This window comes from Streptomyces sp. NPDC059866 (genome assembly GCF_042731325.1).
GTDB classification, from domain to species: Bacteria; Actinomycetota; Actinomycetes; order Streptomycetales; family Streptomycetaceae; genus Streptomyces; species Streptomyces flavusporus.
In genome coordinates this window covers 22,169-49,124 of the sequence record NZ_JBHWJT010000046.1, presented here as the reverse complement: position 1 = coordinate 49,124, position 26,956 = coordinate 22,169, and the positions used below count along the sequence as shown (strand labels likewise).

Here is a 26,956-nt window from a genome sequence, read left to right as displayed (position 1 = left end):
CACAGAACGAAGGACCTGCCTCGCAGCATGTGATGGCGCGCGTTCTACGAGGTGTACGACAGCACCAGCTGACATCAACGCCCTCGGACGGCCACCGATTCAGCGAGCCGAAGAAGAACCAGGGACGGCGAACCCGCACGGGCTCACGCAGGCCAGACCCGAACAGGATCGAACTCCTAAAGCGGTGTTCTCGGGGCCTCTTCCCCCAGGTGTGCCCCAGGGGTGCCTGGCAATGGAGAAGTCGCAGGTGAGAGGGGTGAGGGGAGCTCTCTGGAAGTGGGCTGGCTGTGCTCCGGACCGTCCGAGAGGGCCAGCAGCAACCGCCAACGGGCGCGGCGGGCTGCCGCGCCGTCACGGATTGGTCGAACTGAGCACCGCCAGGGCCTCGTCCTCGTAGTCCGCCGGGTGCGACCGGCGGGGGGACGGGGCTCCTGGGTGTTCAGGCCCAATATCTCGCGACCAGCTACCCGACGAGTCCCTGGGCGACGAGCTGCTTCACGGCGTGCAGCATGCAGTCGCGCGGCGGGATCACCGTCCGCTCGTCGTCGCCGATGGAGGCGCCCATCGTGCGCAGCTGCTCGGCAGTCGGCGCCTGCCCGGCGGCGGGCACCGTGCCGATGACGAAGAAGGACCCCTCGCCCAGCTCAAAGACGTCGGGGCAGTTGTTGTAGGCGGGGTGGATCCGATGCGGCGCATGGTGCTCCTTGCAGTGACAGGATCGGTGCTATGGGCACCGAGACGGACTGGGTGTACCGGGTGTTCGAGCCGCACGGCTCGGAGGGATGGCGCCCCTACGGCAGCGACCCGGAACGGTGGCGGGGCACGATCACCGCCGACGATTCGAGCCAGGGGCCCCAGTACGCCCTCTCCCTCGTCGTCGCCGACCTGATGACCGAGTGGAAGGTGCGCGGCCTACACCGGGCGAAGCACGTGCGGGTCTACCTCTGGCGCGACGAGGAGGGCGACCAGGAGGACGCCGAAGCCATCGTGGAGGTCCGGCCGAGCATCCACGCTGAGTTACCGGCGAGCGACCGGATCCGCGCACCGGTGGGCTACCGGCCCGGGGCGAGCGATAGATGTCTGGTCAGGTAAGCGAGAGAGGCCGCCGCGCGAGCACTGGCTGCCGTTTTCCTCCCAGGTCTCCCCCCGTAGCGCCAGGATCAAGGAAACTCGCAGGCCGCGGCTGGTGCACGTAACCCGCTGTAAGGCTGCCGAGCCGCCGGACCGGGGCCGTCTCCGGGCCGTCGAGGGACGGACACAGACGACCAACAATGACCAGCAGCAACGGTAACTTCGCAGCTACCCATGAGGGTTCGGCTCGACGCTGCACCCCCACGAATGGCCCCTTCAATACCTGCGCAACAAGCGGCAGGAGTGGTACGAGTACCGCTCCGAGGTGACGGCGTTCGAGCTGCGGAAGAACCTGCCGGTGCTGTAGGCGCAGGTCAGCGCGGGTGTCCCGCGTGCGCGGCATCCAGGGCCGACGGTCTCGAACCGTCGGCCCTGAGCCGTCTCACTGGCCCTGGGCCGTCTCGTGTCAGCCGCCGTCCTGGTGCGGATGGATGAGGAGCAGGGCGATGTCGTCGCCGTGGGATGCCGACCGCTGGGCGTGGTGGACGAGGGTCTCGGCGAGGGCGTCCATGCTCTGCCGCCGGGACTGGGCGAGCTGGTCGGCGAGGCCGGCGATGGCCTCGCCGAGGTCGGTGCCGGGGGTTTCGACGAGGCCGTCGGTGTACAGGGCGAGCACGGCGCCGGGTGGCAGGGGGATCTCGGTCGTCGGGTAGTCGGCGGCCGGATCGATGCCCAGCAGTAGTCCGGGCGGCAGGTCGAGGACCTCGGTGTGCCCGTCGGGGTGGCACAGCAGCGGCGGGGGGTGGCCGGCGCTGGCCAGGTGGGCGCGGTGGCGCGCCAGGTCGAGGTGGGCGTAGAGGCAGCTGGTGAACAGGCCGGGGTCCAGGTCGGTGAGCAGACGGTTGGTGCGGGCCAGGACCTCGCCGGGGGGTGCACCGGCGGTGGCGTGGACGGCGGTGCGGACCTGCCCCATGAGGGCGGCGGCGTTCACGTTGTGGCCCTGGACGTCGCCGATGGCCGCGGCGGCGGTCGCCTCGTCGAGGCGAATGAGGTCGTAGAAGTCGCCGCCGATGTCGATGCCGCGGGCGGTGGGGAGGTAGCGGGCGGCCACGTCCAGGCCGGGGATGCGGGGGAGGGCCTGGGGCAGCAGGGCGGTCTGCAAGCTGTGGGCGAGCTGGTGTTTGGCGTCGTAGAGGTGGGCCCGGTCCAGAGCCTGGGCGACCAGTCCGGCGGTGGAGGTGAGGATGGCCCGTTCCTCCGGGGCGAAGGGATGAGGCCGGGCGTAGGCGAGTACCAGCGAGCCGACGGGGCGGCCGGAGGTGATCAGGGGCAGAAAGGCCCAGGCGCCCATCTCGTCCTGCCGGACGGCGGGGGGATAGGCGCGTTTGAGGTCCTCGAAGGTGGCGAAGAAGCTGGGGATGCCGGTGGTCAGGACGTGCACGGCGGGGGTGTCCGAGGTCAGGGGGAGGGCGTCGAAGCGATCCATGAGCTCGGCGGCGTAGCCGCGGTAGCCGATGATCCGCAGCCGGCCCTCCTGCGTCGTCATCAGGGCGAGGGCCTGGGCGCCGAAGGCGGGCAGGAGCTGGTCGGCGACCCGGTCGACCACGTCCCGCACCCCGACGGCCTCGGTGAGCGTGGCCGCCAGGTGCAGCAGGTGGTAGAGCGCGGTCGTCCGGCCCGGGGCGTCGGGGGCAGCGGGGTGCAGCACCCCTGAAGCGTCCGGGCCATGGGCCGTGGCGGTGGGGGTGATGCGGACGCTGATGCCGGATGGGTCCGGGTAGAGGCGGAAGGACAGCCAGTGGTCCGGTGGGCGCAGGACGGTGAAGGAGGTGGGCTGGCGGCTGAAGACCGCGGCCCGGTAGCGGTCTTCGACGACTGGGTCGTCCAGCCACGGCAGGGCCTCCCAGGGCCGGGCGCCCAACAGGCCGGGAACGTCGGCTCCGAGGAGGTCGGCGGCGGCGGAGGTGAGGAAGGTGATCCGGCCCTCCGTGTTCAGCGCGCAGCAGCCTCCGGGCAGGCGCTCGGCGAAGTCGGCCGCGGCCGTCTCCCGGACCGGCTCGGGGGTGCGGGAGCGCAGCGGGGGGACCACTCGCGGTTCGGGCTCGGGCAGCACCGGGTGGTCACCGTCGGCGGCCTGCTGCAGGAGCAGGCCCAGGCGGTGGCAGCAGGCAAGGAGCGCATCGCGCTCCTGCGAGGGCAGCTGCGGCGGGTGCGAGCCGGGCCACCGCAGCACCAGGCCGCCCCACACGGTGGTGTCGGTGGTGATCGGTGCGGCGGCCACCGCCAAGTGGTAGGGCAGCACGAGCGCGGACTGCGGGTAGCGGCGCGCCAGCTCTTCCTGGCTGCCGAGCCACACCAGGCGCCGCTCGCGCACCGCGTCGGCCACCGGGACCGGGGCGGTGAGCCGCACCTGCGCCCACGGGGCGATGAGCTCCGGCGAGTCCCCGCTGAGCACCGCCAGCCGCAGCACCCACTCGCCCGGCGGCAGCAGATACACAAAGCCCGCAGACGCGTCGGTCTCCGACACGACCCGGGCCAGGGCGAGGTCCACCAGCTCCGGGCCGAAGCTCGCGGCAGCGACGAAGCCGGCAGGGTCCTGCACGCTCTCACCTTCCCCCGGGCCGTACCGACCGCTCCTGCGATGGCGCACCGCCCCGGCCGCACCGAGTACCACCCATATGCGGACAATATGCCCACCGCGTAGGAGCGACATCCTGGCGAGAAGGCAGCCCCGACAGCCGACATGTCACGCGACCGCTAGGCCTGCTGCCCCTCATGCAGGGGGTGCCTGGACACGGCACCCCCTGCGCCACGCGTCTCCCTACTGCTGCTTCAACTCCGCCAGCACCTGGTGCAGGGGCTCCGTGGCCCTGCGGCGGTACTCCTGGATCGACCAGCCGTTGCCGTCGGGGTCCTTGAAGTACATGAACGTCGCGCCGTCGTCGGGGGAGTACTGGACCGGCTCGGAGACCTCCAGGCCCCGTTCGACCAGTTCCGCGCGGGCCGCCTTGATGTCGGCGACGCACAGCTGGAGGCCCTGGTAGGAGCCGGGCTCGGGCTTTGTCTCGCCCTTGGTCAGGTCCCAGATGCTGTCGCCGAGCGCGATCGAACAGCCCGAGCCCGGAGGCGTCAGCTGGACGATGCGCATACCCGGCATGACCTCCTGGTCGATGTCGACGTGGAAGCCGACCTTGTCCCGGTAGAAGTCACGGGCCCGGTCGATGTCGCTCACGGGCAGCGGGATCACTTCGAGCGTGAAGTCCATTGCTGGTCCTCCAAGATGAATCGCCAACGGGTCTGACCGAACGGATCCCCCTTACCGAAGCCGAAAACCGTGCGCGGCGCCACCGAGTAGACGTGAGCGTGTCCCGCACCGTGCCGGAAGCAGCCGTCCGCCACGTCGAAGTGCCAGACGCTGCCGTACTTCGCCTCCCACGCGGCCGCCAGTTCGCGCAGCCGGGCGTCGTCGGTGATCCGCACCGCCTCGCCCTCGACCACCAGGTCGTATCCCTTGTTCCAGGTGTTGGTGCCGGTGGTGAGCACGACGTGCGGGTTCGCGGCGAGGTTCTGGGCCTTGCGCTCCTCGGGGCCGGTGCAGAAGTGCAGTCGGCCGTCCGACCAGACGGCGAGCAGAGGGGTCACATGGGGCCGCCCGTCGGGGCGTACCGTCGAGATCCAGAACAGCTCGGACCCGGCGAGCAGTGCCTCGGCCTCCGACCAGGGGGTCGCGGTGGCCGCCTCGTCGCTGTAGCGCTGGTCGAGACGGGTCTGTGGTTGCTTGGCGATCATGAGCTGCCTCCTGAAGGTCCTCGAGAGGGCAGACCCCGTACGCCCGCGGAACTCATCGGCGCCCGACGCGGGCAGTCCGGTTAGGCTCGGTTCGGGGCACGTTGATCAGGACGGGAGGGCGAGGATGACGCCGGGGCGCAGAAGCAGTACCTTCACGCGGCTGCTGCGGCACGGCTTCACCGATCCCGCCGCCGCCGAGCGGCTCCTGTCCGCAGCAGAGCTCGCAGGCCTGCGCGACGACCCGGTGCTGCTGGAGGCGCTGGGCGCCACCGCCGACCCGGACCTGGCCCTGCACGGTCTGGTACGCCTGCTGGAGGCCCAGCCCGCCCCCACCGCACGCCGTGAACTGCTCGACACCCTGACCGCGTCCAAGCCGCTGCGCGACCGTCTCCTCGGTGTGCTCGGCGCCTCGGCCGCCCTCGCCGACCACCTCGCCCGGCACGCCGGCGACTGGCAGGCCCTCGTCACCTACGAGCCGCGGGACCTGCACCCCGGAGTGGCGGAGTTCGAGCGGGGCCTGGCCGAGGCCACCGACCCCGTCACGCTGCGCGTCGCCTACCGGCGCTGTCTGCTGTCCATCGCCGCGCGGGACGTGTGCGGCACGATCGACGTCGCCCAGACCGCGGCCGAGCTCGCCGACCTGGCCACCGCCACCCTGCGCGCCGCCCTCGGCATCGCCCGCGCCGCCGCGCCGGACGACGCCGCGCTGTGCCGGCTCGCCGTCATCGCGATGGGCAAGTGCGGCGGCCACGAGCTGAACTACGTCTCCGACGTCGACGTCATCTTCGTCGGCGAGGCCGTCGAAGGAGCCGACGAGGGCAAGGCGCTGCGCGCCGCGACCCGGCTCGCCTCGCACATGATGCGGATCTGCTCCGAGACCACCGTCGAGGGTTCCATCTGGCCCGTCGACGCCAATCTCCGTCCCGAGGGCCGCAACGGTCCGCTGGTCCGCACCCTCAGCAGCCATCTCGCCTACTACCAACGCTGGGCCAAGACCTGGGAGTTCCAGGCCCTGCTCAAGGCCCGCCCGGTCGCCGGTGACGTCGAACTCGGCGAGGAGTACGTCACCGCCCTCGAGCCGCTGGTGTGGCAGGCCGCCGAGCGCGAGAACTTCGTCGCCGATGTGCAGAAGATGCGTCGGAGGGTCGTCGAGAACATCCCCGTCGCCGAGGTCGAGCGCGAACTGAAGCTGGGCCCGGGCGGTCTGCGGGACGTCGAATTCGCCGTACAGCTGCTGCAGTTGGTGCACGGGCGGGCGGACGCCTCGCTCAGGAGCGGGACGACGCTGGCCGCGTTGCAGGCGCTGGCCGCGGGCGGGTACGTGGGGCGGACGGACGCCGCGCAACTGGAGGCCGCGTACCGCTTCCTGCGCTCCATGGAGCACCGCATCCAGCTCTACCGGCTGCGCCGTACCCACCTGGTCCCCGAGGACGAGGCCGACCAGCGGCGCCTCGGCCGCTCCCTCGGCCTGCGCACGGACCCGGTCGGCGAGCTGAACCGGGAGTGGAAGCGGCACGCCGCCGTCGTACGACGCCTGCACGAGAAGATCTTCTACCGGCCGCTGCTCGACGCGGTCGCCCAACTCGCCCCCGGCGAGGCCAGGTTGAGCCCCGAGGCGGCCCGCGCACGGCTGGTCGCGCTGGGCTACGCCGACCCGGCCGCCGCCCTGCGCCACCTGGAGGCGCTGGCCTCCGGCGTCACCCGCAAGGCCGCGATCCAGCGCACCCTGCTGCCCGTGCTGCTCGGCTGGTTCGCGGACTCCGCCGACCCGGACGCCGGTCTGCTCAACTTCCGCAAGGTGTCGGACGCGTTGGGCAAGACGCCCTGGTATCTGCGGCTGCTGCGGGACGAGGGTGCGGCGGCGGAGAACCTCGCCCGGGTGCTGTCCGCCGGCCGGCTCGCCCCCGACCTGCTGATGCGGGCCCCGGAGGCCGTGGCGCTGCTCGGCGACAGCGACGGCGGGGGACTTCGGCCCCGGTCGCGGGCCCACCTGGAGCAGGAGATCCTCGCGGCCGTCGGCCGGGCCGAGGGCGGTGAGCAGGCGGTCACCGCGGCCCGTGGGGTACGGCGCCGGGAGCTGTTCCGTATCGCCGCCGCCGACATCGTCGGCTCCTACGGCACCGAGGCCCAGCCGGTCGAGGCCGACCAGGGGGCGCTGGTGGACCGGGTCGGCGGCGCGGTGTCCGACCTGACGGCGGCGACGCTGGCCGGGACGCTGCGGGCCGTGGTCCGGGAGGGCTGGGGCGACACCCTGCCGACCCGGTTCGCGGTGATCGGCATGGGCCGGTTCGGCGGGCACGAGCTGGGCTACGGCTCCGACGCGGACGTGCTGTTCGTGCACGAGCCGCAGGAGGGAGTCGGCGAACGGGAGGCAGCCGAGGCCGCGGGCCGGGTCGTCGCCGAGATGCGCCGCCTGCTGCAGGTCCCGAGCTCCGACCCGCCGCTGCTGATCGACGCGGACCTGCGGCCCGAGGGCAAGTCGGGACCGCTGGTGCGGACACTGAAGTCGTACGAGGCGTACTACCGCCGCTGGTCCCTGGTCTGGGAGTCGCAGGCGCTGCTGCGGGCCGAACCGGTGGCCGGCGACGAGGACCTGGGGCGCCGGTTCATCGAGCTGATCGATCCGCTGCGGTATCCGGAGCAGGGGCTGTCGGAGGAGGCCGTACGGGAGATCCGGCGGCTCAAGGCGCGGATGGAGTCGGAACGGCTGCCCCGGGGCGCCGACCCCAAACTGCACACCAAGATCGGGCCGGGCGGGCTGTCCGACGTGGAGTGGACCGTGCAGTTGCTGCAGATGCGGCACGGGTGGCAGGAACCGGGGCTGCGCACGACCCGCACCCGCCAGGCTCTGGCAGCCGCGCGCGAGGCCGGGCTGGTGTCCGCCGAGGACGCGGCGACCCTCGACGAGGCGTGGGTGCTGGCCACCCGGGTGCGAGGCGCCGTGATGCTGGTCCGCGGACGCGCCGGGGACACCTTCCCCTCGGACCCCCGTGAACTGGCCGCGGTCGGCCGCTACCTGGGGTACGGGCCGGGCCACGTGGGCGACATGCTGGACGCGTACCGGCGTACGGCACGCAGGGCGCGGGGCGTGGTGGAGGAGCTGTTCTACGGGGCGTGAGCCCGGGTGCGGGGGCCGGGCACCTCCTGCGGCCGGGAGTCACCCGGGCCTGTCGGCCGAGAGTCACCCAGGCCCGCCGGCCGGGAGTCGTCCGGATCCGCCGACCGGGCATCCCCCGGACCCGTCGACCGCGAATCGCCCGGGCCCGCCCGCCGGGAGTCCCCCGATCCGCTCGCGACCCGGCGCGGCAGCGCGTACGGCCATGATCCGTACCACACCCGCGCCAGCGCGTAGCCGAAGCCGAGGCACAGGATGCCGCCGACGGCGTCGAGCCAGAAGTGGTTGGCGGTGGCGACGATCACCACCAGGGTGAGCGCCGGGTACAGCAGCCCCAGCACCCGCACCCACGGAACCGTCGCCAGCGCGAAGATCGTCAGCCCGCTCCACACGGACCAGCCGATGTGCATGGACGGCATCGCGGCGTACTGGTTGGACATGTTCTTCAGGTCGCCGGAGGCCATCGAACCCCAGGTCTGATGGACCATGACGGTGTCGATGAAGTCGGCGCTGTTCATCAACCGCGGCGGCGCCAGCGGATACAGGTAGTAACCGACCAGGGCCACGCCCGTCGTCGCGAAGAGGACCAGCCGCGTCGCCGCGTAACGCCCGGGATGGCTGCGGTACAGCCACACCAGCACGCCCAGCGTCACCACGAAGTGCAGCGTCGCGTAGTAGTAGTTCATGCTGACGATGAGCCAGGTCACCGAGTTGGCGGCATGATTGACGGACTGCTCCACGGCGATACCGAGCTGTTGCTCGGCCTTCCAGATCCAGTCGGCGTTGCGCAGCGCTTCGGCCTTCTGCTCCGGGACCGCGTTGCGGATCAGCGAGTACGTCCAGTAACTCACCGCGATCAGCAGGATCTCGAACCACAGGCGGGGTCGGCGCGGTGCGCGCAGCCGGTGCAGGATGCCCCGCCCGGTTTCGTCCGCGACGGGATGCGGAAGGACTCTTTCCCGGCCTTCCTGTGTCGTCACGGTCGTGTCACCCATGGGCACAGAGTCTGCCAGAAAAGATTTCCGGCTCCGATCATCCCCTGGTCGGGTTCAGGACGCACGTTCTACGACGGGAAGAGGCAGGCGACTCGTACCCGTGCACTAGCGGTAGCGACCGGTTCTCCGCCTTACGGACGATTCCGGTCCCCAGGGGCCGAAGCGGTCGAACCGCGCACCACCAACTCCGGCATGAACACGAACTCGCTGTGCGGCGCCGGCGTCCCGCCGATCTCCTCCAGCAGCGTGCGCACCGCCGCCTGACCCATCGCCGGGACCGGCTTGCGGACCGTGGTCAGGGGCGGGTCGGTGAAGGCGATCAGGGGGGAGTCGTCGAAGCCCACGACCGAGATGTCCTTCGGGACGTCCAGGCCGAGCTGCCGGGCCGCTCGTATGGCACCGAGCGCCATCATGTCGCTGGCGCACACCACCGCCGTGCAGTCCCGGCCGATCAGCGCCGTGGCGGCCGCCTGACCGCCCTCGAGGGTGTAGAGGGAGTGCTGGATGAGGTCCGTCTCGACGGTCTGCGGGCTGAGGCCCAGCTGGTCCTGCATCGCCCGGACAAAACCCTCGATCTTCCGCTGCACCGGAACGAAACGCTTCGGGCCGAGCGCCAGGCCGATCCGGGTGTGGCCCAGCGACGCCAGATGCGTGACGGCCAGGGTCATCGCCGCCCGGTCGTCGGGCGAGATGAACGGCGCCTGCACCTTGGGGGAGAAGCCGTCGACCAGTACGAACGGCACGCCCTGGGCGCGCAGCTGCTCGTAGCGCTGCATGTCGGCGGTGGTGTCCGCATGGAGGCCGGAGACGTAGATGATGCCGGCGACGCCGCGGTCGACGAGCATCTCCGTGAGCTCGTCCTCGGTCGAGCCGCCGGGGGTCTGGGTGGCGAGGACCGGGGTGTAGCCCTGCCGGGTCAGCGCCTGGCCGATGACCTGCGCCAGGGCAGGGAATATCGGGTTCTCCAGCTCCGGGGTGATCAGGCCCACCAGACCGGCGCTGCGCTGCCGCAGCCGTACCGGACGCTCGTAGCCGAGGACGTCCAGCGCGGCCAGCACGGACTGGCGGGTGGTGGCGGCGACGCCCGGCTTCCCGTTGAGGACGCGGCTGACGGTCGCTTCGCTCACCCCCGCCTGAGCAGCGATGTCGGCAAGCCGTGTGGTCACGGCACTGGACTGTACCGGCCGTATGTCGCCTTGCACACCAATCGGACGCCGGGTGCGGGCGGTCGACCGGCGCGCTGCGGGTTGCTGCGACATGGCGTCCCTTCGTGAAACGGATGGCAAGAGCTTGCAGAGTCTTGCACAACACGGTCCGTGCCCGCTCAACCCCGCAGAACAACGGTCTCACGACGGTCGACGGCAGGTCACGCGCGGATAACTTCAGTGATGCCTTGCACTTTTTTTCTGCAAGGTCTTTCGCAACGCTTACATCGCTGTTACGTTCACGTCGCCCGGCGGCGGCAACGGCGCAGTCGGCAAGTCGACAGGGCGGGTAGACGGGACCGCGCCCTGAGCACAACGGGCTTTCACCCTCAAGGAGAACTCATGCGGCGTGGCATAGCGGCCACCGCGCTGGTGGCGTCCCTCGCCCTCGCGGCGACGGCCTGCGGCGGAGACGACAGCGGCGACTCGGCCGACGGCCCGGTCACCATCACCTGGTGGGACACCTCCAACGCCACGAATGAGGCGCCGACGTACCAGGCCTTGGTCAAGGAGTTCGAGGCCGCCAACAAGGACATCAAGGTCAAGTACGTCAACGTGCCCTTCGACCAGGCGCAGAACAAGTTCGACACGGCCGCCGGCTCCAAGGGTGCCCCGGACGTGCTGCGCTCCGAGGTCGGCTGGACCCCCGCCTTCGCCAAGAAGGGCTTCTTCCTGCCGCTGGACGGCACCGAGGCCCTCGCCGAGGAGGGCAAGTTCCAGCCCAGCCTGATCGAGCAGGCCCAGTACGAGGGCAAGACCTACGGCGTCCCCTTCACCACGGACACCCTCGCGCTGGTCTACAACAAGGACCTCTTCGAGAAGGCCGGCGTCGAGGCCCCGAAGACCTGGGACGACCTGAAGAAGGCCGCCGCCACCATCAAGGACAAGACCGGCGTCGACGGTTACTGGGGCACCACCCAGTCCTACTACGCCCAGTCCTTCCTCTACGGCGAGGGCACCGACACCGTCGACGCCGACGCCAAGAAGATCACCGTGAACTCGCCCGAGGCCAAGAAGGCGTACGGCACCTGGCTGGACCTCTTCGACGGCAAGGGCCTGCACAAGGCCGACACCACCGCCGACGCCTACGCCCACATCCAGGACGCGTTCGTCAACGGCAAGGTCGCCTCGATCATCCAGGGCCCCTGGGAGATCACCAACTTCTACAAGGGCTCCGCGTTCAAGGACAAGGAGAACCTCGGGATCGCCACCGTCCCGGCCGGCTCCACCGGCAAGGCGGGCGCCCCCACCGGCGGCCACAACCTCTCCGTCTACGCCGGCTCCGACGAGGCGCACCAGCAGGCCGCGCTGAAGTTCGTGAACTTCATGACCTCGGCGAAGGCCCAGGAGACCATCGCCCTGAAGAACAACACGCTCCCCACGCGTGACGACGCCTACACCGCCGAGGTCAAGGCCGACCCGGGCATCGCCGGCTACCAGGGCGTCCTGGCCGCCGCCCAGCCGCGCCCGGCACTGCCCGAGTACGGCTCGCTGTGGGGCCCGCTCGACGACGAGCTGCTCGCCGTCGCCGGCGGCAAGAAGTCCCTGGACGAGGGGCTCTCCAGCGCCGAGACCTCGATCGCCAAGCTGGTTCCGGACTTCAGCAAGTGACCCCGACCGGCCGTCGGATCCTCCTGACTCATGGGGGGAAGGATCCGGCGGCCGTCGGCCTGTGCGTCGTACCCCCTGATCTGCAGACCCTCACAAAGGTTGTCGAACCATGACAGTCGCCATCGATCGAGCGACCGGAAAGCGCCTCGGTGACCGCGGGCCCCGGCCCGGTCCGGTCCAGCGCCTGAGGCGCAGCTACCAGAAGTACTGGTACGCCTACGCGATGATCGCCCCCGTGGTCCTCGTGCTGGGCGTCCTCGTGCTGTATCCGCTGGCGTACGGCTTCTATCTCACCCTCACCGACGCCAACAGCCTCAACACGGCCCGCACGATCGGCGTCAACGAGATCGAGGCCACCTACAAGTTCATCGGCTTCGACAACTACGCCGACATCCTGTGGGGCGAGACCGCCTACGACCGTTTCTGGTCGCACTTCATCTGGACGATCGTCTGGACGGCCGCCTGTGTCGGTCTGCACTACACCATCGGTCTCGGCCTCGCCCTGCTGCTCAACCAGAAGCTGCGCGGCCGCACCCTCTACCGGCTGATCCTGGTCCTGCCCTGGGCCGTGCCCACCTTCGTCACCGTCTTCGGCTGGCGCTTCATGCTCGCCGACGGCGGCATCCTCAACTCCGGCCTGGAGGCCCTGCACCTGCCGACGCCGCAGTGGCTGGAGGACACCTTCTGGCAGCGGTTCGCCGCGATCATGGTCAACACCTGGTGCGGTGTGCCGTTCATGATGGTCTCGCTGCTCGGCGGGCTCCAGTCGATCGACTCCACGCTGTACGAGGCCGCCGAGATGGACGGCGCGAACGCCTGGCAGCGGTTCCGGTACGTCACCCTGCCGGGCCTGAGGTCGGTCAGCTCCACCGTCGTCCTGCTCGGCGTGATCTGGACCTTCAACCAGTTCGCCGTGATCTTCCTGCTCTTCGGCAACACTGCGCCGGACGCCCAGATTCTTGTCACCTGGGCGTATTACCTGGGCTTCGGACAGCAGCCGCGTGACTTCGCTCAGTCCGCCGCCTACGGCATCCTGCTGCTGGCCATCCTGATCGTCTTCACCTCCTTCTACCGCCGCTGGCTGAACCGCAATGAGCAGCAGCTCGCGATCTGAGGCAGGAGTCCCCATGAGCACCACGACCGTTCAGAAGTCCGCCACCGCGGACCAGGCCCCCGCCCCCGCCGCGCCCGGCGGGACGCGCCGGCGCGGAGAGCGCAGCCTTCTCGGGACCCTCGCCTCGCACGGCATCCTGACCGTCGCGAGTCTGATCGCGCTGTTCCCGATCGCCTGGCTGGTCTTCCTGTCCCTCGGCCCGGACAAGGACGACTACCTCCACCCCGGGCGCATCTGGTCGAAGATGACCTTCGACAACTACTCCTTCGTGCTCCAGGAGACGAACTTCTTCGACTGGCTGAAGAGCTCGCTGGTCGTCTCCCTCGGCACCACGGTCATCGGCGTCCTCATCGCCGCCACCACCGGCTACGCGGTCTCCCGCATGCGCTTCCCCGGGTACAAGAAGTTCATGTGGGTGCTGCTGGTCACCCAGATGTTCCCGGTGGCCGTCCTGATGGTGCCGATGTACCAGATCCTGTCGGAGCTCCAGCTCATCGACACCTACATCGGCCTGATCCTGGTCTACTGCTCCACCGCCGTGCCGTACTGCGCCTGGCTGATGAAGGGCTACTTCGACACCATCCCCTTCGAGATAGACGAGGCCGGCCGTGTCGACGGACTGTCCCCCTTCGGCACCTTCCTGCGCCTGATCCTGCCGCTCGCCCGGCCGGGCCTCGCGGTGGCCGCCTTCTACAGCTTCATCACCGCCTTCGGTGAGGTCGCCTTCGCCACGACGTTCCTGCTGGACGACGAGAAGTACACCTTCGCCGTCGGTCTGCAGAGCTTCGTCAGCGAGCACGACGCCCAGCGCAACCTGATGGCCGCGACCGCGGTGCTGATCGCCATACCGGTGTCCGCGTTCTTCTACCTCGTACAGAAGAACCTGGTGACCGGCCTCACCGCCGGCGGCACCAAGGGCTGAGCCCGCTCCGACTCCCGCGCCCTGTCCGCGCGGGTGGCGGCCGCGGTGTCCTTCCGACCCCGCCGGCACCGCGGCCGCCTCGTCACCCGCCGCCCACCCCGCACGCCAGATGACCCGACCATCGCTTACGTATAGGACGCCATGAGCCAGCACTCCGCCGACCCGGCCGAAACCTCCGCTGTCGCCACCGTCACCAAGCGCCGCGACTGGTGGCGCGACGCGGTGATCTACCAGGTCTATCCGCGCAGCTTCGCCGACAGCAACGGCGACGGCATGGGCGACCTGGACGGCGTACGCTCCCGACTCCCGTACCTGCGCGACCTCGGCGTGGACGCCGTGTGGCTCAGCCCCTTCTACGCCTCACCGCAGGCCGACGCCGGCTACGACGTCGCCGACTACCGGGCCGTCGACCCCATGTTCGGCTCGCTGCTCGACGCGGACTCGCTGATCCGCGACGCCCATGAGCTGGGCCTGCGGATCATCGTCGACCTCGTCCCGAACCACTCCTCCGACCAGCACGAATGGTTCAAGCGGGCGCTGGAGGAAGGCCCCGGCTCCCCGCTGCGCGACCGCTACCACTTCCGCCCCGGCAAGGGCAAGAACGGCGAACTCCCGCCCAACGACTGGGAGTCCATCTTCGGCGGCCCGGCGTGGACCCGCGTCCCGGACGGCGAGTGGTACCTGCACCTCTTCGCACCGGAGCAGCCCGACTTCAACTGGGAGCACCCGGCGGTCGGCGACGAGTTCCGCTCCATCCTGCGGTTCTGGCTCGACATGGGCGTGGACGGCTTCCGCATCGACGTCGCCCACGGCCTGGTCAAGGCCGAGGGCCTGCCGGACCTGGGCTCCCACGACCAGGTGAAGCTGCTGGGCAACGATGTCATGCCGTTCTTCGACCAGGACGGCGTGCACGCCATCTACCGCCAGTGGCGCACGATCCTCGACGAGTACGCGGGCGAGCGGATCTTCGTCGCCGAGGCCTGGACCCCCACCGTCGAGCGCACCGCCCACTACGTCCGCCCCGACGAACTGCACCAGGCCTTCAACTTCCAGTACCTGAGCACCGACTGGGACGCCAAAGAACTGCGCACCGTCGTCGACCGCACCCTGGAGGCGATGCGCCCCGTCGGCGCCCCCGCCACCTGGGTGCTGTCCAACCACGACGTCACCCGGCACGCCACCCGCTTCGCCAACCCGCCCGGTCTCGGCACCCAGATCCGTACGGCCGGTGACCGCGAACTGGGCCTGAAGCGGGCCCGGGCCGCCACCCTGCTGATGCTGGCGCTGCCCGGCTCGGCGTACATCTACCAGGGCGAGGAACTCGGCCTGCCGGACGTCGTCGACCTGCCCGACGAGGTGCGCCAGGACCCCGCGTACTTCCGCGGCGCGGGCCAGGACGGCTTCCGCGACGGCTGCCGGGTGCCGATCCCCTGGACGCGCACGGGATCGTCGTACGGCTTCGGCAGCGGCGGCAGCTGGCTGCCCCAGCCGGACGGGTGGGGCGAGCTGAGCGTCGAGGCGCAGCAGGGGGTGCCGGGTTCGACGCTGGAGCTGTACCGCACCGCGCTCGCCGTGCGCCGTGCGCAGTCCGACCTCGGCGCGGGCGACTCGGTCGAGTGGCTGAAGGCGCCCGAGGGCGTCCTCGCCTTCCGGCGCGGGGAGTTCGTGTGCGTCGCGAACACCACCGGCGAGTCGGTGACCGCTCCGGCGCACGGCCGGCTGCTGCTCGCCAGCGGTGAGGTGTCCGAGGCGGACGGCGAGGTGAAGGTGCCCGCCGACACGACGGTGTGGTGCACGACCGCCTGACGGCCGCGGCCGGGCCGGTCCTGACGGCCCGTCGCAAGATTTTTCATTGAAGTTCGTACGGCCCGCTGCCCTTTCGGGCGGCGGGCCTTTAACATCTCCGTCACTGCAAGGTTGCTGAAAGATTTCAGCAAGAACCTTCAACGGTGAAGGAACCCCCACATGGCACGCAGAACCCTCTCCGGGGCCGCCGCCCTCGCGGCCGCCCTTGTCATGAACCCAACCGCCGCACCCACCGCACAGGCCGCCCCGCCCGGCGCCAAGGACGTCACGGCCGTCCTCTTCGAGTGGAACTTCGCCTCGGTCGCCCGCGAGTGCACCAACACCCTCGGCCCCGCCGGCTACGGCTACGTGCAGGTCTCCCCGCCCGCCGAGCACATACAGGGCGCGCAGTGGTGGACCTCGTACCAGCCGGTGAGCTACAGGATCGCCGGCCGGCTGGGCGACCGCACCGCCTTCCAGAACATGGTGAACACCTGCCACGCGGCCGGTGTGAAGGTCGTCGTCGACACGGTCATCAACCACATGTCGGCGGGCAGCGGCACCGGCACCGGCGGCTCGTCGTACACGAAGTACAACTACCCCGGCCTGTACTCGTCGCCCGACTTCGACGACTGCACGAGCCAGATCAGCAACTACCAGGACCGCTGGAACGTCCAGCACTGCGAACTGGTGGGCCTCGCCGACCTGGACACGAACGAGTCCTACGTCCGCGGCGCCATCGCCGGCTACATGAACGACCTGCTCTCCCTCGGCGTCGACGGCTTCCGCATCGACGCGGCCAAGCACATGGACACGGCCGACCTGGCGAACATCAAGTCCCGGCTGAGCAACCCGTCGGTGTACTGGAAGCAGGAGGTCATCTACGGCAGCGGGGAGGCCGTCCAGCCGACGGAGTACACCGGCAACGGGGACGTGCAGGAGTTCCGGTACGCGTACGACCTCAAGCGGGTCTTCAACAACGAGAACCTGGCCTACCTCAAGAATTACGGCGAGGGTTGGGGTTACATGAACAGCGGCGCTTCCGGTGTCTTCGTCGACAACCACGACACCGAGCGCAACGGCTCCACCCTGAACTACAAGGACGGCGCCAACTACACGCTGGCAAATGTCTTCATGCTGGCCTGGCCCTACGGCGCCCCCGACATCAACTCCGGCTATGAATTCACCGACCACGACGCCGGCCCGCCCAACAGCGGCACGATGAACGCCTGTTGGCAGGACGGTTGGAAGTGCCAGCACAATTGGCCGGAGATCAAGTCCATGGTCGCCTTCCGCAACGCCGCGCGCGGTGAGGCCGTCACCAACTGGTGGGACAACGGCGGCGATGCGATCGCGTTCGGCCGGGGCAGCAAGGGCTTCGTGGCCATCAACCACGAGTCGGGCTCGCTGAGCCGGACGTACCAGACGTCGCTGCCGGCGGGGACGTACTGCAACGTCCAGAACAACACGACGGTGACCGTGAACGGCTCCGGCCAGCTGACGGCGACGCTCGGCAGCAACACCGCGCTGGCGATCTACGCGGGCAAGTCGAGCTGCTGAGCACGATCCGCACGGGCAAGCGGCTGTTCACTCGGTCGTGAGTTCCCTCTCTCCCGCGACCGGCGTGCTCCGATCCTGGTACGGGCGGCGCGTGACCGGCGCCGCCCGTACCTGCTGCGTGGGGAGAGGCATGGTGCAGGAAGCGGGACGAGACGGGGGCCTGGATCAGCGGGCGGTCCTGCTGGCCGCCGGGCTGGCCGATCTGGCGGTGAGCACGCTGGGCACGGCCCTCGGGACGGTGCGGGGGCTGCTGCGCCGCTCGGACGCCGCCGAGCTGGCGGCGGATGCCGAGCACGATCTGATGGCGCGGGGGCGCCTGGCGCTGGACCGGTACACGGCCGTACCGCCGGCGCATCTGGAGATCCTCGCCCGGCACGCCCGGCACGCCCGGCACGCCCGGTCCCGGCAGGCCGCCGCCGATGACGTCTGACCGGTGGGAGCCGGCCGCCTTCAAGACCCGCGTCGACGACGTACTGCGGCTGTTCGTCGCCCAGGAGGCCGAGCGGTTCGCGGCGATCGATCCGGTGCTGGGTCCGGTCGCCGACCAGCTGGAGGCGGCGGTCGCGGACGGCAAGCGGCTGCGGGCGGCGTTCTGCTACTGGGGCTGGCGCGCGGCGGGACAGCCGGACAGCGACGCGCTGGTGCGGGCGGCGGCCGCCATGGAGCTGGTGCACGCCGCCGCGGTCGTGCACGACGACCTCATCGACGACAGTGCGCTGCGGCACGGCCGGCCCACCGCACACATCGCCCTGCGCGGTGCCGTACGCCGTCGCCCGCGTGCCGTTGCCGCCGCCAGGTCGCTGGCGATGCTGGTGGGGGATCTGCTGATGGGGCTGGCCGGGCAGCTGTTCACCACCAGCGGTCTGCCCGCCGCGTACCTCGCCCGGGCCCGCCCGTTGTGGCCGGTGCTGGCCCGGGAGCTGATCGCGGGCGAGTGCCTGGAGATCCTGCGGACCGGCGCCGAGCCGGACACCGCGGCGTCGCTGAAGGTGATCCGGTACAAGACCGCCAAGTACACCGTCGAGCAGCCCCTGCTGATCGGCGGCGCGCTGGCCGGGGCGGGCGAGCGGCTGCGCGAGGGCTACTCCGGCTACGGGCTGCCGCTGGGTGAGGCGTTCCAGCTGCGGGACGACCTGCTCGGCCTGTTCGGCGACCCGGAACGGACCGGCAAGGCCAACGCCGACGACGTACGCGGCGAGCGGCCCACGGCCCTGCTGGCGGAGACCTGGCGCGTCGCCGGTGCGGACGACCGGGAGCGGCTGCAGGCCCTGCTGGGCCGACCCGACCTCGACGAGGAGGGGCTGCACGCGGTGCGCGAGGTGATGCGCCGGCTGCGGACACCCGACCGCGTCGAGGACATGATCACCGCTCGGGTCGAGGAGGCCCTCGGCGCTCTCCACGAGCTGGACGTACCCGCGCACGCCGCCGCTGCCCTGACCGCGCTGGCGCACTCGGCGGCGGTCCGCCCGTCCTGAAGACAAGGAACCCTGTCATGATCTGCACCGAGGCATCGATGGACGCCCTGCGGCGGGCCGGTGACGAACTCGCCGACGCCACCGTCGCCACGCTCTTCGAGCGCGGGGAGGTGGGCAAGTTCAACACGCTGATGCGGTACGTCTCCACCGTGGGCGCCCCGCTGCCGGACGGGCTGCCCGATGTCGCCCGGGAGTACCTTCGGGCCACGAGTGTCCCGCCCACCTGGGTCGACTGGGGCGAGATGGAGAAGGCCCGGCTGTTCTTCATCGACAACAACGTGCACATCTCCACCGCCCTGTCCTTCGCCGCCATGCCCGCCTGCTACGTCGTCCCGCACGTGGCGAGGCTGCTGTCGGCCACGCACGGGCTGAAGTACCCCTCCAAACGGATGGCGGAGACCGGCCAGTTCACCGTCTACCTGATGCAGCCCGGCGCCTTCGAGGCCGGCAGCCGGTTCATCCCCGCCGCCCAGAAGGTCCGCCTCCTGCACGCCGCCGTCCGCCACCACCTGAAGCGCGAGAACCGGTGGGACACCGAGGCGCTGGGTGTGCCGATCTGCCAGGAGGACATGATCGGCGGGCAGATGTTCTTCTCCCTGCTCGTGCTGGACAGCCTGCACCGCCTCGGCATCCATATGTCGACCGAGGGCGCGGAGGCCTACTACTACGCCTGGCGCGTGGTCGGCGCGATGCTCGGCGTCGACCAGGACGCCGTACCCCAGTCCCTCGACGAGGCCCGCCAGTTCCTCGACCTGTACATGATCCGGCACATGGGCCCGTCCGAGGAGGGCGCGCACCTGACCCGGCAGCTGATCGACCTCTACGAGGAGGTCGTGCCCGGCACCTTCTTCGACCCGATCGTCTCCGCGCTCATCCGCCACCTCGTCGGCGACACCTGCGCCGACTGGCTCCAGGTGCCGCGCACCCCGTGGGACACCGTCGTCCGGGCCGTGCCCCATCTGCTCGGCGTCCTCGAAACCATCGAGGACCGCTCGCCCCTCGGCGCCTGGGCCCTGGACCGCCTCGGCCATCTGACCACGATCTTCGAGCTGTCCTCCCTCACCCGCGGACGCGTCATGCACTACGCCGTCCCCGAACAGCTGAAGAAGGAGTACGGCGTCGCCGGTACGGTGTCGCGCACCCGCCGATGGACGCCACCTGCCGCCACGGTCTCCTCCTGAAACCACGGGGAAACGGCGTGACCGGCGGTGTGCCGTGACATCGTGGTGCCATGGCCATCGAAGTTCGCCCGGCCTCGGTCTTCGAGGACGTCCGTGCCGTGCTCGGCCCCAAGTCGCCCGGAGCCAACGTCTGCTGGTGCCTGAGCTACCGGATCCCTTCCAAGCTCAACAAGGAGCTGCGCGGGCCGGCCCGCGGTGAGTACGTGGCTGAGCTGTGCCGTAAGGACCCCCCTCCGGGGGTGCTCGCCTACGACGGCGACGAGCCGGTCGGCTGGGCGGCCGTGGCGCCCCGCTCGGACACGTCCTTCGCGCGCAACCGCAAGATCCCGCACGTCGACGACCTGCCGGTCTGGTCGCTGTGGTGCATCCGCGTACGCCCCGGCCACCGGAAGCAGGGCATCACACACGCCCTCATCGCCGGTGCGGTGGAATTCGCCCGTGGTCACGGTGCCCCGGCCATCGAGGCGTACCCCCTCGACAACGGTGACGCCAGGGTCGACCTGACGATGGCGTACGCCGGGCTCCGGAAGAACTTCGAACGCGCCGGGTTCGTCCACGCGGCCGACACGACCTCGGTGCTGGCCGGTCATCCCCGGATTCTGATGCGGCTCGAGCTGCGCTGACGTCAGGTGCAGACGCGGAGCAACTGCCGCCGCGCCGTAGGCTCCCAGGGTGATTGAGACCATCGTGCTGGACGTCGGCGAGACGATCACAAGGGACGACCGCTACTGGGCTTCGTGGGCCGACTGGCTGGACGTACCCCGTCACACCCTCTCCGCGCTCGTCGGTGCCGTTGTAGCGCAGGGCCGGGACAACGCCGATGCTCTCCGGCTCGTGCGTCCGGGAATCGACGTTGCCGCCGAGTACCATGCCCGCGAAGCCGCCGGCTGTGGCGAGCAGCTCGACGAGAGCGACCTCTACGACGACGTCCGCCCGGCCCTGTCCGCGCTCCGCGAGGCCGGTGTGCGCGTCATCATCGCGGGCAATCAGACATCCCGCGCTGGTGAGCTGCTGCGCGGCCTGGATCTCCAGGCCGATCTCATTGTGACCTCGGGGGAGTGGGGTGTGGCGAAGCCGCAGCCGCAGTTCTTCGGGCGAGTTCTGGAAGTGGCGCAGGCCGCTCCGACGGCGGTCCTCTATGTCGGCGACCACCCGGTCAACGACGTGTTCCCGGCGAAGGCGACGGGGTTGCGTGCTGCGCATATCCGCCGTGGCCCGTGGGGGCACCTGTGGGCGGACGACCCCGATGTTGTGGCGGCGGCGGACTGGCGGATCGACAGCCTGACCGAGCTCGCCGCCATTGCCGGCGGCTGATCGACACGAAGCAGCCCCACTGGTAGGGAAGTTGGTGGGGTTGTTCGCGAGATGACGCAGAAGCAGCTCGCTGACGCGGCCTGCGTCGCGCCCGGTACGATCCGCAAGATCGAGCGCGGCGTCACCGACACACTCTCGAAGCCATCGCGGACGCCCTCGGTGTCGACCCCACCCGCCTGCGCACCGACCGCGGCGCGGCCACCACCCGCGTTCACCGTGGCCGACGGCTCCGCGGGCACTGGAGCCGGCTCCACCGCACCCTGTGCTGAAATTCCTTGCCGTCGGTTTCAAGACTCTTGCTGAAAAGCTTTCGCCAGCGATACGGTCACGCCGGCGCCCGGCGACGATGCCGTGCCGCGGCGCAGGGGTCGGAACCCGCAATCGAGCCGTAATCGCAAGGAGTTCACGCCTGTGATACCGAGATGGCCGGCGCCCCGCACGCGCCGTATCGCCCATGCCAGACGGGTCGCGGCCGTCACCGTGGCCGCGCTCGCCGCAGCGCTCGTCCAGCCCCTCGCCGCCCGGGCCGACACCCCGCCCCCGCCTCCGTCCGACGCGAAGCTCGCCGCCGAGCCCGCCCGGCACGACCTCACCCGCGAGCAGTTCTACTTCGTCCTGCCGGACCGATTCGCCAATGGGGACAGTGGCAACGACCGTGGCGGGCTTACCGGTTCACGCCTCACCACCGGCTACGACCCCACCGACAAGGGCTTCTACCAGGGCGGCGACCTCAAGGGCCTGACAAAGAAGCTCGACTACATCAAGGGCCTCGGCACCACCGCCATCTGGATGGCGCCCATCTTCAAGAACCAGCCCGTGCAGGGGACGGGGAGCAACGCCTCCGCCGGCTACCACGGCTACTGGATCACCGACTTCACCCAGGTCGACCCGCACTTCGGCACCAACAAGGACCTCGAGACCCTCATTTCCAAGGCGCACGCCAAGGGCATGAAGGTCTTCTTCGACGTCATCACCAACCACACCGCCGACGTCGTCGACTACGAGGAGAAGTCCTACGACTACCTGTCCAAGGGTGCCTTCCCGTACCTGACGAAGGACGGCGAGCCCTTCGACGACGCCGACTACGCCGACGGCCGGCGCGACTTCCCGAAGACCGACGCCGACTCCTTCCCGCGCACGCCCGTCGTCGCCGACGCCAAGAAGGACGTCAAGGTCCCGTCCTGGCTCAACGACCCGACGATGTACCACAACCGCGGTGACTCCACCTGGGCCGGCGAGTCGACCACGTACGGCGACTTCTCCGGTCTCGACGACCTGTGGACGGAGCGTCCCGAGGTCGTCGAGGGCATGGAGAAGATCTACCAGCGGTGGGTCAGGGACTTCGACATCGACGGCTTCCGCATCGACACCGTGAAGCACGTCAACATGGAGTTCTGGACCCAGTGGGCGACGGCACTGGATGCCTACGCCGCCCGGCAGGGGCGGGACGACTTCTTCATGTTCGGCGAGGTGTACTCGGCCGACACCGCCGTGACCTCCCCGTACGTCACCCAGGGGCGCCTCGACTCCACGCTCGACTTCCCCTTCCAGGACGCGGCCCGCGCCTACGCCTCCCAGGACGGCAGCGCCCGGAAGCTGGCCTCGGTCTTCGCGGACGACTACAAGTACACGACCGACAAGGCCAACGCGTACGAGCAGGTCACCTTCCTCGGCAACCACGACATGGGCCGCATCGGCGCCTTCCTCAAGCAGGACAACGCGGGCGCGAGCGACGCCGAGCTGCTGAAGAAGGCGCGGCTCGCCAACGAGCTGATGTTCCTCAGCCGGGGCAACCCGGTGATCTACTACGGCGACGAGCAGGGCTTCACCGGTTCGGGCGGTGACAAGGACGCCCGCCAGACGATGTTCGCGTCCCGCACGGCCGACTATCTGGACGACGACCAGCTCGGCACCGACCGCACCCACGCGAGCGACGCCTACGACGCGGGATCACCGCTCTACAAGCAGATCAGTGCTCTAGCGAAACTCCGCAAGCAGCATCCCGCCCTCGCCGATGGCATCCAGGCCGAGCGGTACGCCGCCGACGGCGCCGGGATCTACGCGTTCTCCCGTACGGACGCCGCGATCGGCACCGAGTACCTCGTCGCCTTCAACAACGCCGACGACGCGAAGACAGCCACCTTCCCGACGGGTTCGGCCGGCATGACGTACCGGGGCATCTACGGCACCGACGCGTCCGTGACCTCCGCGGCCGACGACAAGAAGGTCACGCTCACCGTCCCGGGCGGTTCGGCGGTCGTCCTCAAGGCCGCGGGCCCGCCCGCCAAGCCCGCCGCCGAGCCGGCCATCACCCTCCGGGCACCGGACGCCGGTGCCACCGGCACCGTGGAACTCACGGCAGACGTCGAGGGCGGCCGGCTCAACCGCGTCGTCTTCGCCGCCCAGACCGGCTCCGGCAAGTGGCGCACCCTCGGCTCCGCCGACCACGCCCCCTACAAGGTCACCCACGCCATCGGCAAGGACGTGACCCCGGGCACCGCCCTGCGCTACAAGGCCGTCGTCATCGACTCCACCGGCCGCACCTCGAGCGCCACAGCCACCAGCACCACCGGCACCCCGCCCACCGAGGCACCCCCCACCGCCTCCTCCCGCGACTACGCGATCGTCCACTACAACCGCCCCGACGGGAACTACGCCGACTGGGGCCTGTACGCCTGGGGCGATCTCGCCGACGGCGAGTCCACCACCTGGCCGGACAGCCACCCCTTCACCGGCCGCGACGCCTACGGTGCCTTCGCCTACGTCAAGCTGAAGCCCGGCGCCTCGAACGTCGGCTTCCTGGTCATCGACAAGGACGGCAACAAGGACGTCTCCGCCGACCGCTCGATCGATGTGACCAAGACCGGCGAGGTCTGGATCGAGCAGGGCAAGGAGGCCGTACGGACGGAACGCCCGGAGTACCCGGCGCAGGACACGACCAAGGCCGTCCTCCACTACCACCGCGCCGACGGGAACTACGACGGCTGGGGCATGCACGTCTGGAGCGGCGCCGCCGACCCCACCGAGTGGTCGAAGCCCTTGATGCCGGTGAAGACTGACTCCTATGGTGCGGTCTTCGAGGTACCGCTCACCGAGGGTGCCACCAGCCTCAGCTACATCATCCACAAGGGCGACGAGAAGGACCTCTCCGCCGACCAGGCGCTCGACCTCAAGGCGAACGGCCATGAGGTGTGGCTCTTGAACGGCCAGGAGAAGTACCTGCTGCCGCAGCCGGCGGGCAGAGCCGCCGCCCTCGACCTGACCACCTCCAAGGCGGTCTGGATCGACCGGAACACGGTCGCCTGGAACGGCTCCGGCGCCGCCGCCTCCACCCAGCTGCTGTACAGCCGGGACGGCTCGATCGCCGTCGAGGACGGCACCCTGACCGGCGAGGCGCGGTGGCTCCGCCTGTCGAAGACCACCCTCACCGACGCCCAGAAGGCGAAGTTCCCGCACCTGAAGGACCACACCGCCTGGTCCGTCGACCCCCGTGACCGCGACCGGGTCCGCGAGGCCCTGCGCGGCCAGGTCGTGGCCGCCCAGCACGCCGCGAACGGTGCCGTACTCGCGGCGACGGGCGTGCAGATCGCCGGCGTACTCGACGATCTGTACGACGCGACGAAGACCGAGCTCGGGCCGACGTTCCACAAGGGCCGCCCGACGCTGGCCGTCTGGGCGCCCACGGCACAGTCGGTCAAGCTCGAGATCGGTGACTCCACCGTCGCCATGAAGCGGAACGACACCACCGGCGTCTGGTCCGTCACCGGCCCCAAGTCCTGGAAGAACAAGCCGTATCGGTACGTCGTCGAGGTCTGGGCGCCCAGCGTCCGCAAGGTCGTCACCAACAAGGTCACCGACCCCTACTCGGTCGCCCTCACCGCGAACTCCGAGCGCAGCCTGGTCGTCGACCTCGACGACAGGTCCCTGGCGCCGAGCGGCTGGTCCTCGTACGCCAAGCCCAGGGCCGTACCGCTGAAGGACGCCCAGATCCAGGAGCTGCACGTCCGGGACTTCTCGGTCGAGGACAGGACGGCCAAGGACCCGGGCACCTACCTTGCCTTCACCGACAGGGCGAGCGACGGTTCCCGGCACCTGCGTGAGCTGGCCGAGGCGGGCACGTCGTACGTCCATCTCCTGCCCGCCTTCGACATCGCCACCATCCCGGAGAAGAAGTCCGAGCAGGCGACCGTCGACTGCGACCTCGCCTCCCTCCCGGCCGACTCCGACAAGCAGCAGGAGTGTGTGGCGAAGATCGCCGCGAAGGACGCCTACAACTGGGGCTACGACCCGTACCACTACACGGTCCCCGAGGGCTCGTACGCCACCGACCCGGACGGTACGGCCCGTACGGTCGAGTTCCGCAAGATGGTCAAGGCGCTGAACGAGGACGGCCTGCGGGTCGTCATGGACGTCGTCTACAACCACACGGCGGCCAGCGGGCAGGAGCGGACGTCCGTCCTGGACCGGATCGTGCCCGGCTACTACCACCGGCTTCTCGCGGACGGCACGGTCGCCACCAGCACCTGCTGCGCCAACACCGCCACCGAGAACGCCATGATGGGCAAGCTGGTCGTCGACTCGGTGGTCACCTGGGCCAAGGAGTACAAGGTCGACGGCTTCCGCTTCGACCTCATGGGCCACCACCCGAAGGCCAACATCGTCGCCGTACGCAAGGCCCTCGACGCGCTGACCCCGGAGAAGGACGGCGTCGACGGCAAGAAGATCATCCTCTACGGCGAGGGCTGGAACTTCGGCGAGATCGCCGACGACGCCCGCTTCGAGCAGGCCACGCAGAACAACATGGCGGGAACCGGTGTCGCGACCTTCTCCGACCGCGCCCGTGACGCCGTCCGCGGTGGCGGCCCGTTCGACGAGGACCCCGGCGTCCAGGGCTTCGCGTCCGGGCTGTACAACGAGCCCAACTCCTCGACGAGCAACGGCAGTCCGGCCGAACAGAAGGCCCGCCTGCTGCACTACCAGGACCTGATCAAGGTGGGCCTGTCCGGCAACCTCGCCGACTTCACCTTCACCGACACCAGCGGCAAGGAGGTCAAGGGCTCCGAGGTCGACTACAACGGCGCCCCGGCCGGCTACGCGGCCGCCCCCGGTGACGCCCTCGCCTACGCCGACGCCCACGACAACGAGACCCTGTTCGACGCCCTGGCCTACAAGCTCCCGGCATCGGCGAGTGCGGACGACCGGGCCCGGATGCAGGTCCTGGCGATGGCCACGGCCACCCTCTCGCAGGGGCCGTCCCTCTCCCAGGCCGGCACCGACCTGCTGCGCTCCAAGTCCCTGGACCGCAACTCCTACGACAGCGGCGACTGGTTCAACGCCATCCACTGGAACTGCGCCGACGGCAACGGCTTCGGCCGCGGACTGCCGATGGCGGCCGACAACGAGCCCAAGTGGCCCTACGCCAAACCCCTGTTGAACACGGTCGGCGTCGGCTGCACGCAGATCGAGGGTGCTTCGGCGGCGTACCGGGACCTGCTGAGGATCCGTACGACGGAGAGTGCCTTCTCCCTCGACACCGCCGATCAGGTCCAGTCACGGCTCTCCTTCCCGCTGTCCGGCAAGGACGAGACGCCGGGCGTGATCACCATGCGGCTCGGTGACCTGGTCGTCGTGTTCAACGCCACCCCGGAGCGGCAGGAGCAGCGCATCGAGGCGACGGAAGGGGTGAACTACCGGCTGCACCCGGTACAGGCGACGGGCGAGGACCCGGTCGTGAAGGACGCGACCCACACGGCGGGATCGGGCACCTTCACGGTCCCGGCCCGCACGGTCGCCGTCTTCTCTCAGGCGGGCTGACGACG

General features: G+C 70.1%; 20 protein-coding genes and 1 pseudogene. 15 read left to right on the top strand and 6 right to left on the bottom strand.

The window, feature by feature from the left end:
- Window positions 1-463: 463 nt before the first annotated feature.
- Window positions 464-610, bottom strand: a complete 147-nt coding sequence (locus ACFV7R_RS41005) for a hypothetical protein (protein ID WP_385273984.1) — start codon at window positions 608-610, stop codon at window positions 464-466.
- A 116-nt stretch (window positions 611-726) separates the two neighbouring features.
- On the opposite strand from ACFV7R_RS41005, the gene ACFV7R_RS41000 reads away from it, so the two are divergent.
- Together ACFV7R_RS41000 and ACFV7R_RS40995 are read left to right on the top strand one after the other, a co-directional pair.
- Window positions 727-1,092 carry a hypothetical protein gene (locus ACFV7R_RS41000; protein WP_385273981.1) on the top strand — a complete coding sequence of 122 codons (366 nt, stop codon included), beginning with the start codon at window positions 727-729 and terminating at the stop codon, window positions 1,090-1,092.
- Between the two features lie 259 nt (window positions 1,093-1,351).
- Window positions 1,352-1,438: pseudogene (locus tag ACFV7R_RS40995) on the top strand (glutamine synthetase); the annotation flags it as partial.
- A gap of 99 nt (window positions 1,439-1,537) precedes the next feature.
- Here the strand turns inward: ACFV7R_RS40995 and ACFV7R_RS40990 are convergent.
- The 3 genes from ACFV7R_RS40990 to ACFV7R_RS40980 form a co-directional block, all read right to left on the bottom strand.
- Window positions 1,538-3,673: a SpoIIE family protein phosphatase gene (locus ACFV7R_RS40990; protein ID WP_385273978.1), complete on the bottom strand. Its 2,136-nt coding sequence runs from the start codon at window positions 3,671-3,673 to the stop codon at window positions 1,538-1,540.
- Between the two features lie 219 nt (window positions 3,674-3,892).
- Window positions 3,893-4,336: a VOC family protein gene (locus ACFV7R_RS40985; protein ID WP_385273975.1), complete on the bottom strand. Its 444-nt coding sequence runs from the start codon at window positions 4,334-4,336 to the stop codon at window positions 3,893-3,895.
- Window positions 4,315-4,860: a pyridoxamine 5'-phosphate oxidase family protein gene (locus tag ACFV7R_RS40980; RefSeq protein ID WP_385273972.1), complete on the bottom strand. Its 546-nt coding sequence runs from the start codon at window positions 4,858-4,860 to the stop codon at window positions 4,315-4,317. Before ACFV7R_RS40980 ends, ACFV7R_RS40985 begins: the two co-directional genes overlap by 22 nt.
- A 124-nt stretch (window positions 4,861-4,984) precedes the next feature.
- On the opposite strand from ACFV7R_RS40980, the gene ACFV7R_RS40975 reads away from it, so the two are divergent.
- Entirely contained in the window at window positions 4,985-7,978 is a 2,994-nt protein-coding gene (locus ACFV7R_RS40975; protein ID WP_385273969.1) for a bifunctional [glutamine synthetase] adenylyltransferase/[glutamine synthetase]-adenylyl-L-tyrosine phosphorylase, read from the top strand.
- On the opposite strand, the gene ACFV7R_RS40970 is transcribed toward ACFV7R_RS40975, so the two are convergent.
- Together ACFV7R_RS40970 and ACFV7R_RS40965 are read right to left on the bottom strand one after the other, a co-directional pair.
- A complete protein-coding gene (locus ACFV7R_RS40970; RefSeq protein WP_385273966.1) occupies window positions 7,966-8,970 on the bottom strand; it encodes a phosphatase PAP2 family protein in 1,005 nt (334 codons plus the stop codon). The two genes, ACFV7R_RS40975 and ACFV7R_RS40970, sit on opposite strands and share 13 nt — an antisense overlap.
- Window positions 8,971-9,101: 131 nt before the next feature.
- Window positions 9,102-10,136 carry a LacI family DNA-binding transcriptional regulator gene (locus ACFV7R_RS40965; protein WP_129800745.1) on the bottom strand — a complete coding sequence of 345 codons (1,035 nt, stop codon included), beginning with the start codon at window positions 10,134-10,136 and terminating at the stop codon, window positions 9,102-9,104.
- A 381-nt stretch (window positions 10,137-10,517) separates the two neighbouring features.
- Here ACFV7R_RS40965 and ACFV7R_RS40960 point away from each other — a divergent pair, with 381 nt between their 5' ends.
- From ACFV7R_RS40960 to pulA, 12 genes are all read left to right on the top strand, one after another.
- Window positions 10,518-11,786, top strand: coding sequence for an extracellular solute-binding protein (locus ACFV7R_RS40960; protein ID WP_385273963.1), 1,269 nt, complete (start codon window positions 10,518-10,520; stop codon window positions 11,784-11,786).
- A gap of 109 nt (window positions 11,787-11,895) precedes the next feature.
- Window positions 11,896-12,900 carry a carbohydrate ABC transporter permease gene (locus tag ACFV7R_RS40955; protein ID WP_385273960.1) on the top strand — a complete coding sequence of 335 codons (1,005 nt, stop codon included), beginning with the start codon at window positions 11,896-11,898 and terminating at the stop codon, window positions 12,898-12,900.
- Window positions 12,901-12,913: 13 nt separating this feature from the next.
- On the top strand, window positions 12,914-13,822 hold the full coding sequence (locus ACFV7R_RS40950) for a sugar ABC transporter permease (protein ID WP_385273957.1): 909 nt from the start codon (window positions 12,914-12,916) through the stop codon (window positions 13,820-13,822).
- A 141-nt stretch (window positions 13,823-13,963) separates the two neighbouring features.
- A complete protein-coding gene (locus tag ACFV7R_RS40945) occupies window positions 13,964-15,628 on the top strand; it encodes a glycoside hydrolase family 13 protein (RefSeq protein ID WP_385273954.1) in 1,665 nt (554 codons plus the stop codon).
- A 159-nt stretch (window positions 15,629-15,787) separates the two neighbouring features.
- A complete protein-coding gene (locus tag ACFV7R_RS40940; RefSeq protein ID WP_385273951.1) occupies window positions 15,788-17,167 on the top strand; it encodes an alpha-amylase family protein in 1,380 nt (459 codons plus the stop codon).
- Between the two features lie 130 nt (window positions 17,168-17,297).
- Window positions 17,298-17,597: a polyprenyl synthetase gene (locus ACFV7R_RS40935; RefSeq protein WP_385273948.1), complete on the top strand. Its 300-nt coding sequence runs from the start codon at window positions 17,298-17,300 to the stop codon at window positions 17,595-17,597.
- Entirely contained in the window at window positions 17,587-18,642 is a 1,056-nt protein-coding gene (locus ACFV7R_RS40930) for a polyprenyl synthetase family protein (RefSeq protein WP_385273945.1), read from the top strand. Before ACFV7R_RS40935 ends, ACFV7R_RS40930 begins: the two co-directional genes overlap by 11 nt.
- Before the next feature lie 17 nt (window positions 18,643-18,659).
- The gene (locus tag ACFV7R_RS40925; protein ID WP_385273942.1) at window positions 18,660-19,823 is read left to right on the top strand and encodes an oxygenase MpaB family protein; all 1,164 of its coding nucleotides are present in this window, start codon (window positions 18,660-18,662) and stop codon (window positions 19,821-19,823) included.
- A 50-nt stretch (window positions 19,824-19,873) separates the two neighbouring features.
- Window positions 19,874-20,446: a GNAT family N-acetyltransferase gene (locus ACFV7R_RS40920; protein WP_385273939.1), complete on the top strand. Its 573-nt coding sequence runs from the start codon at window positions 19,874-19,876 to the stop codon at window positions 20,444-20,446.
- A 49-nt stretch (window positions 20,447-20,495) separates the two neighbouring features.
- Window positions 20,496-21,137, top strand: coding sequence for an HAD family hydrolase (locus ACFV7R_RS40915; protein ID WP_385273936.1), 642 nt, complete (start codon window positions 20,496-20,498; stop codon window positions 21,135-21,137).
- A gap of 51 nt (window positions 21,138-21,188) precedes the next feature.
- On the top strand, window positions 21,189-21,440 hold the full coding sequence (locus ACFV7R_RS40910; RefSeq protein WP_385273933.1) for a helix-turn-helix domain-containing protein: 252 nt from the start codon (window positions 21,189-21,191) through the stop codon (window positions 21,438-21,440).
- Window positions 21,441-21,548: 108 nt separating this feature from the next.
- A complete protein-coding gene (gene pulA, locus ACFV7R_RS40905; protein WP_385273931.1) occupies window positions 21,549-26,951 on the top strand; it encodes a pullulanase-type alpha-1,6-glucosidase in 5,403 nt (1,800 codons plus the stop codon).
- Window positions 26,952-26,956 lie beyond the last annotated feature (5 nt).

Excerpts from the sequence above, each read along its gene's own strand:
- ACFV7R_RS41000 (WP_385273981.1), top strand. The coding sequence starts at position 727 with ATGGGCACCGAGACGGACTGGGTGTACCGGGTGTTCGAGCCGCACGGC.
- ACFV7R_RS40985 (WP_385273975.1), bottom strand. The coding sequence starts at position 4,336 with ATGGACTTCACGCTCGAAGTGATCCCGCTGCCCGTGAGCGACATCGAC.
- ACFV7R_RS40980 (WP_385273972.1), bottom strand. The coding sequence starts at position 4,860 with ATGATCGCCAAGCAACCACAGACCCGTCTCGACCAGCGCTACAGCGAC.
- ACFV7R_RS40975 (WP_385273969.1), top strand. The coding sequence starts at position 4,985 with ATGACGCCGGGGCGCAGAAGCAGTACCTTCACGCGGCTGCTGCGGCAC.
- ACFV7R_RS40970 (WP_385273966.1), bottom strand. The coding sequence starts at position 8,970 with ATGGGTGACACGACCGTGACGACACAGGAAGGCCGGGAAAGAGTCCTT.
- ACFV7R_RS40960 (WP_385273963.1), top strand. The coding sequence starts at position 10,518 with ATGCGGCGTGGCATAGCGGCCACCGCGCTGGTGGCGTCCCTCGCCCTC.
- ACFV7R_RS40955 (WP_385273960.1), top strand. The coding sequence starts at position 11,896 with ATGACAGTCGCCATCGATCGAGCGACCGGAAAGCGCCTCGGTGACCGC.
- ACFV7R_RS40950 (WP_385273957.1), top strand. The coding sequence starts at position 12,914 with ATGAGCACCACGACCGTTCAGAAGTCCGCCACCGCGGACCAGGCCCCC.
- ACFV7R_RS40945 (WP_385273954.1), top strand. The coding sequence starts at position 13,964 with ATGAGCCAGCACTCCGCCGACCCGGCCGAAACCTCCGCTGTCGCCACC.
- ACFV7R_RS40940 (WP_385273951.1), top strand. The coding sequence starts at position 15,788 with ATGGCACGCAGAACCCTCTCCGGGGCCGCCGCCCTCGCGGCCGCCCTT.
- ACFV7R_RS40935 (WP_385273948.1), top strand. The coding sequence starts at position 17,298 with ATGGTGCAGGAAGCGGGACGAGACGGGGGCCTGGATCAGCGGGCGGTC.
- ACFV7R_RS40930 (WP_385273945.1), top strand. The coding sequence starts at position 17,587 with ATGACGTCTGACCGGTGGGAGCCGGCCGCCTTCAAGACCCGCGTCGAC.
- ACFV7R_RS40925 (WP_385273942.1), top strand. The coding sequence starts at position 18,660 with ATGATCTGCACCGAGGCATCGATGGACGCCCTGCGGCGGGCCGGTGAC.
- ACFV7R_RS40920 (WP_385273939.1), top strand. The coding sequence starts at position 19,874 with ATGGCCATCGAAGTTCGCCCGGCCTCGGTCTTCGAGGACGTCCGTGCC.
- ACFV7R_RS40910 (WP_385273933.1), top strand. The coding sequence starts at position 21,189 with ATGACGCAGAAGCAGCTCGCTGACGCGGCCTGCGTCGCGCCCGGTACG.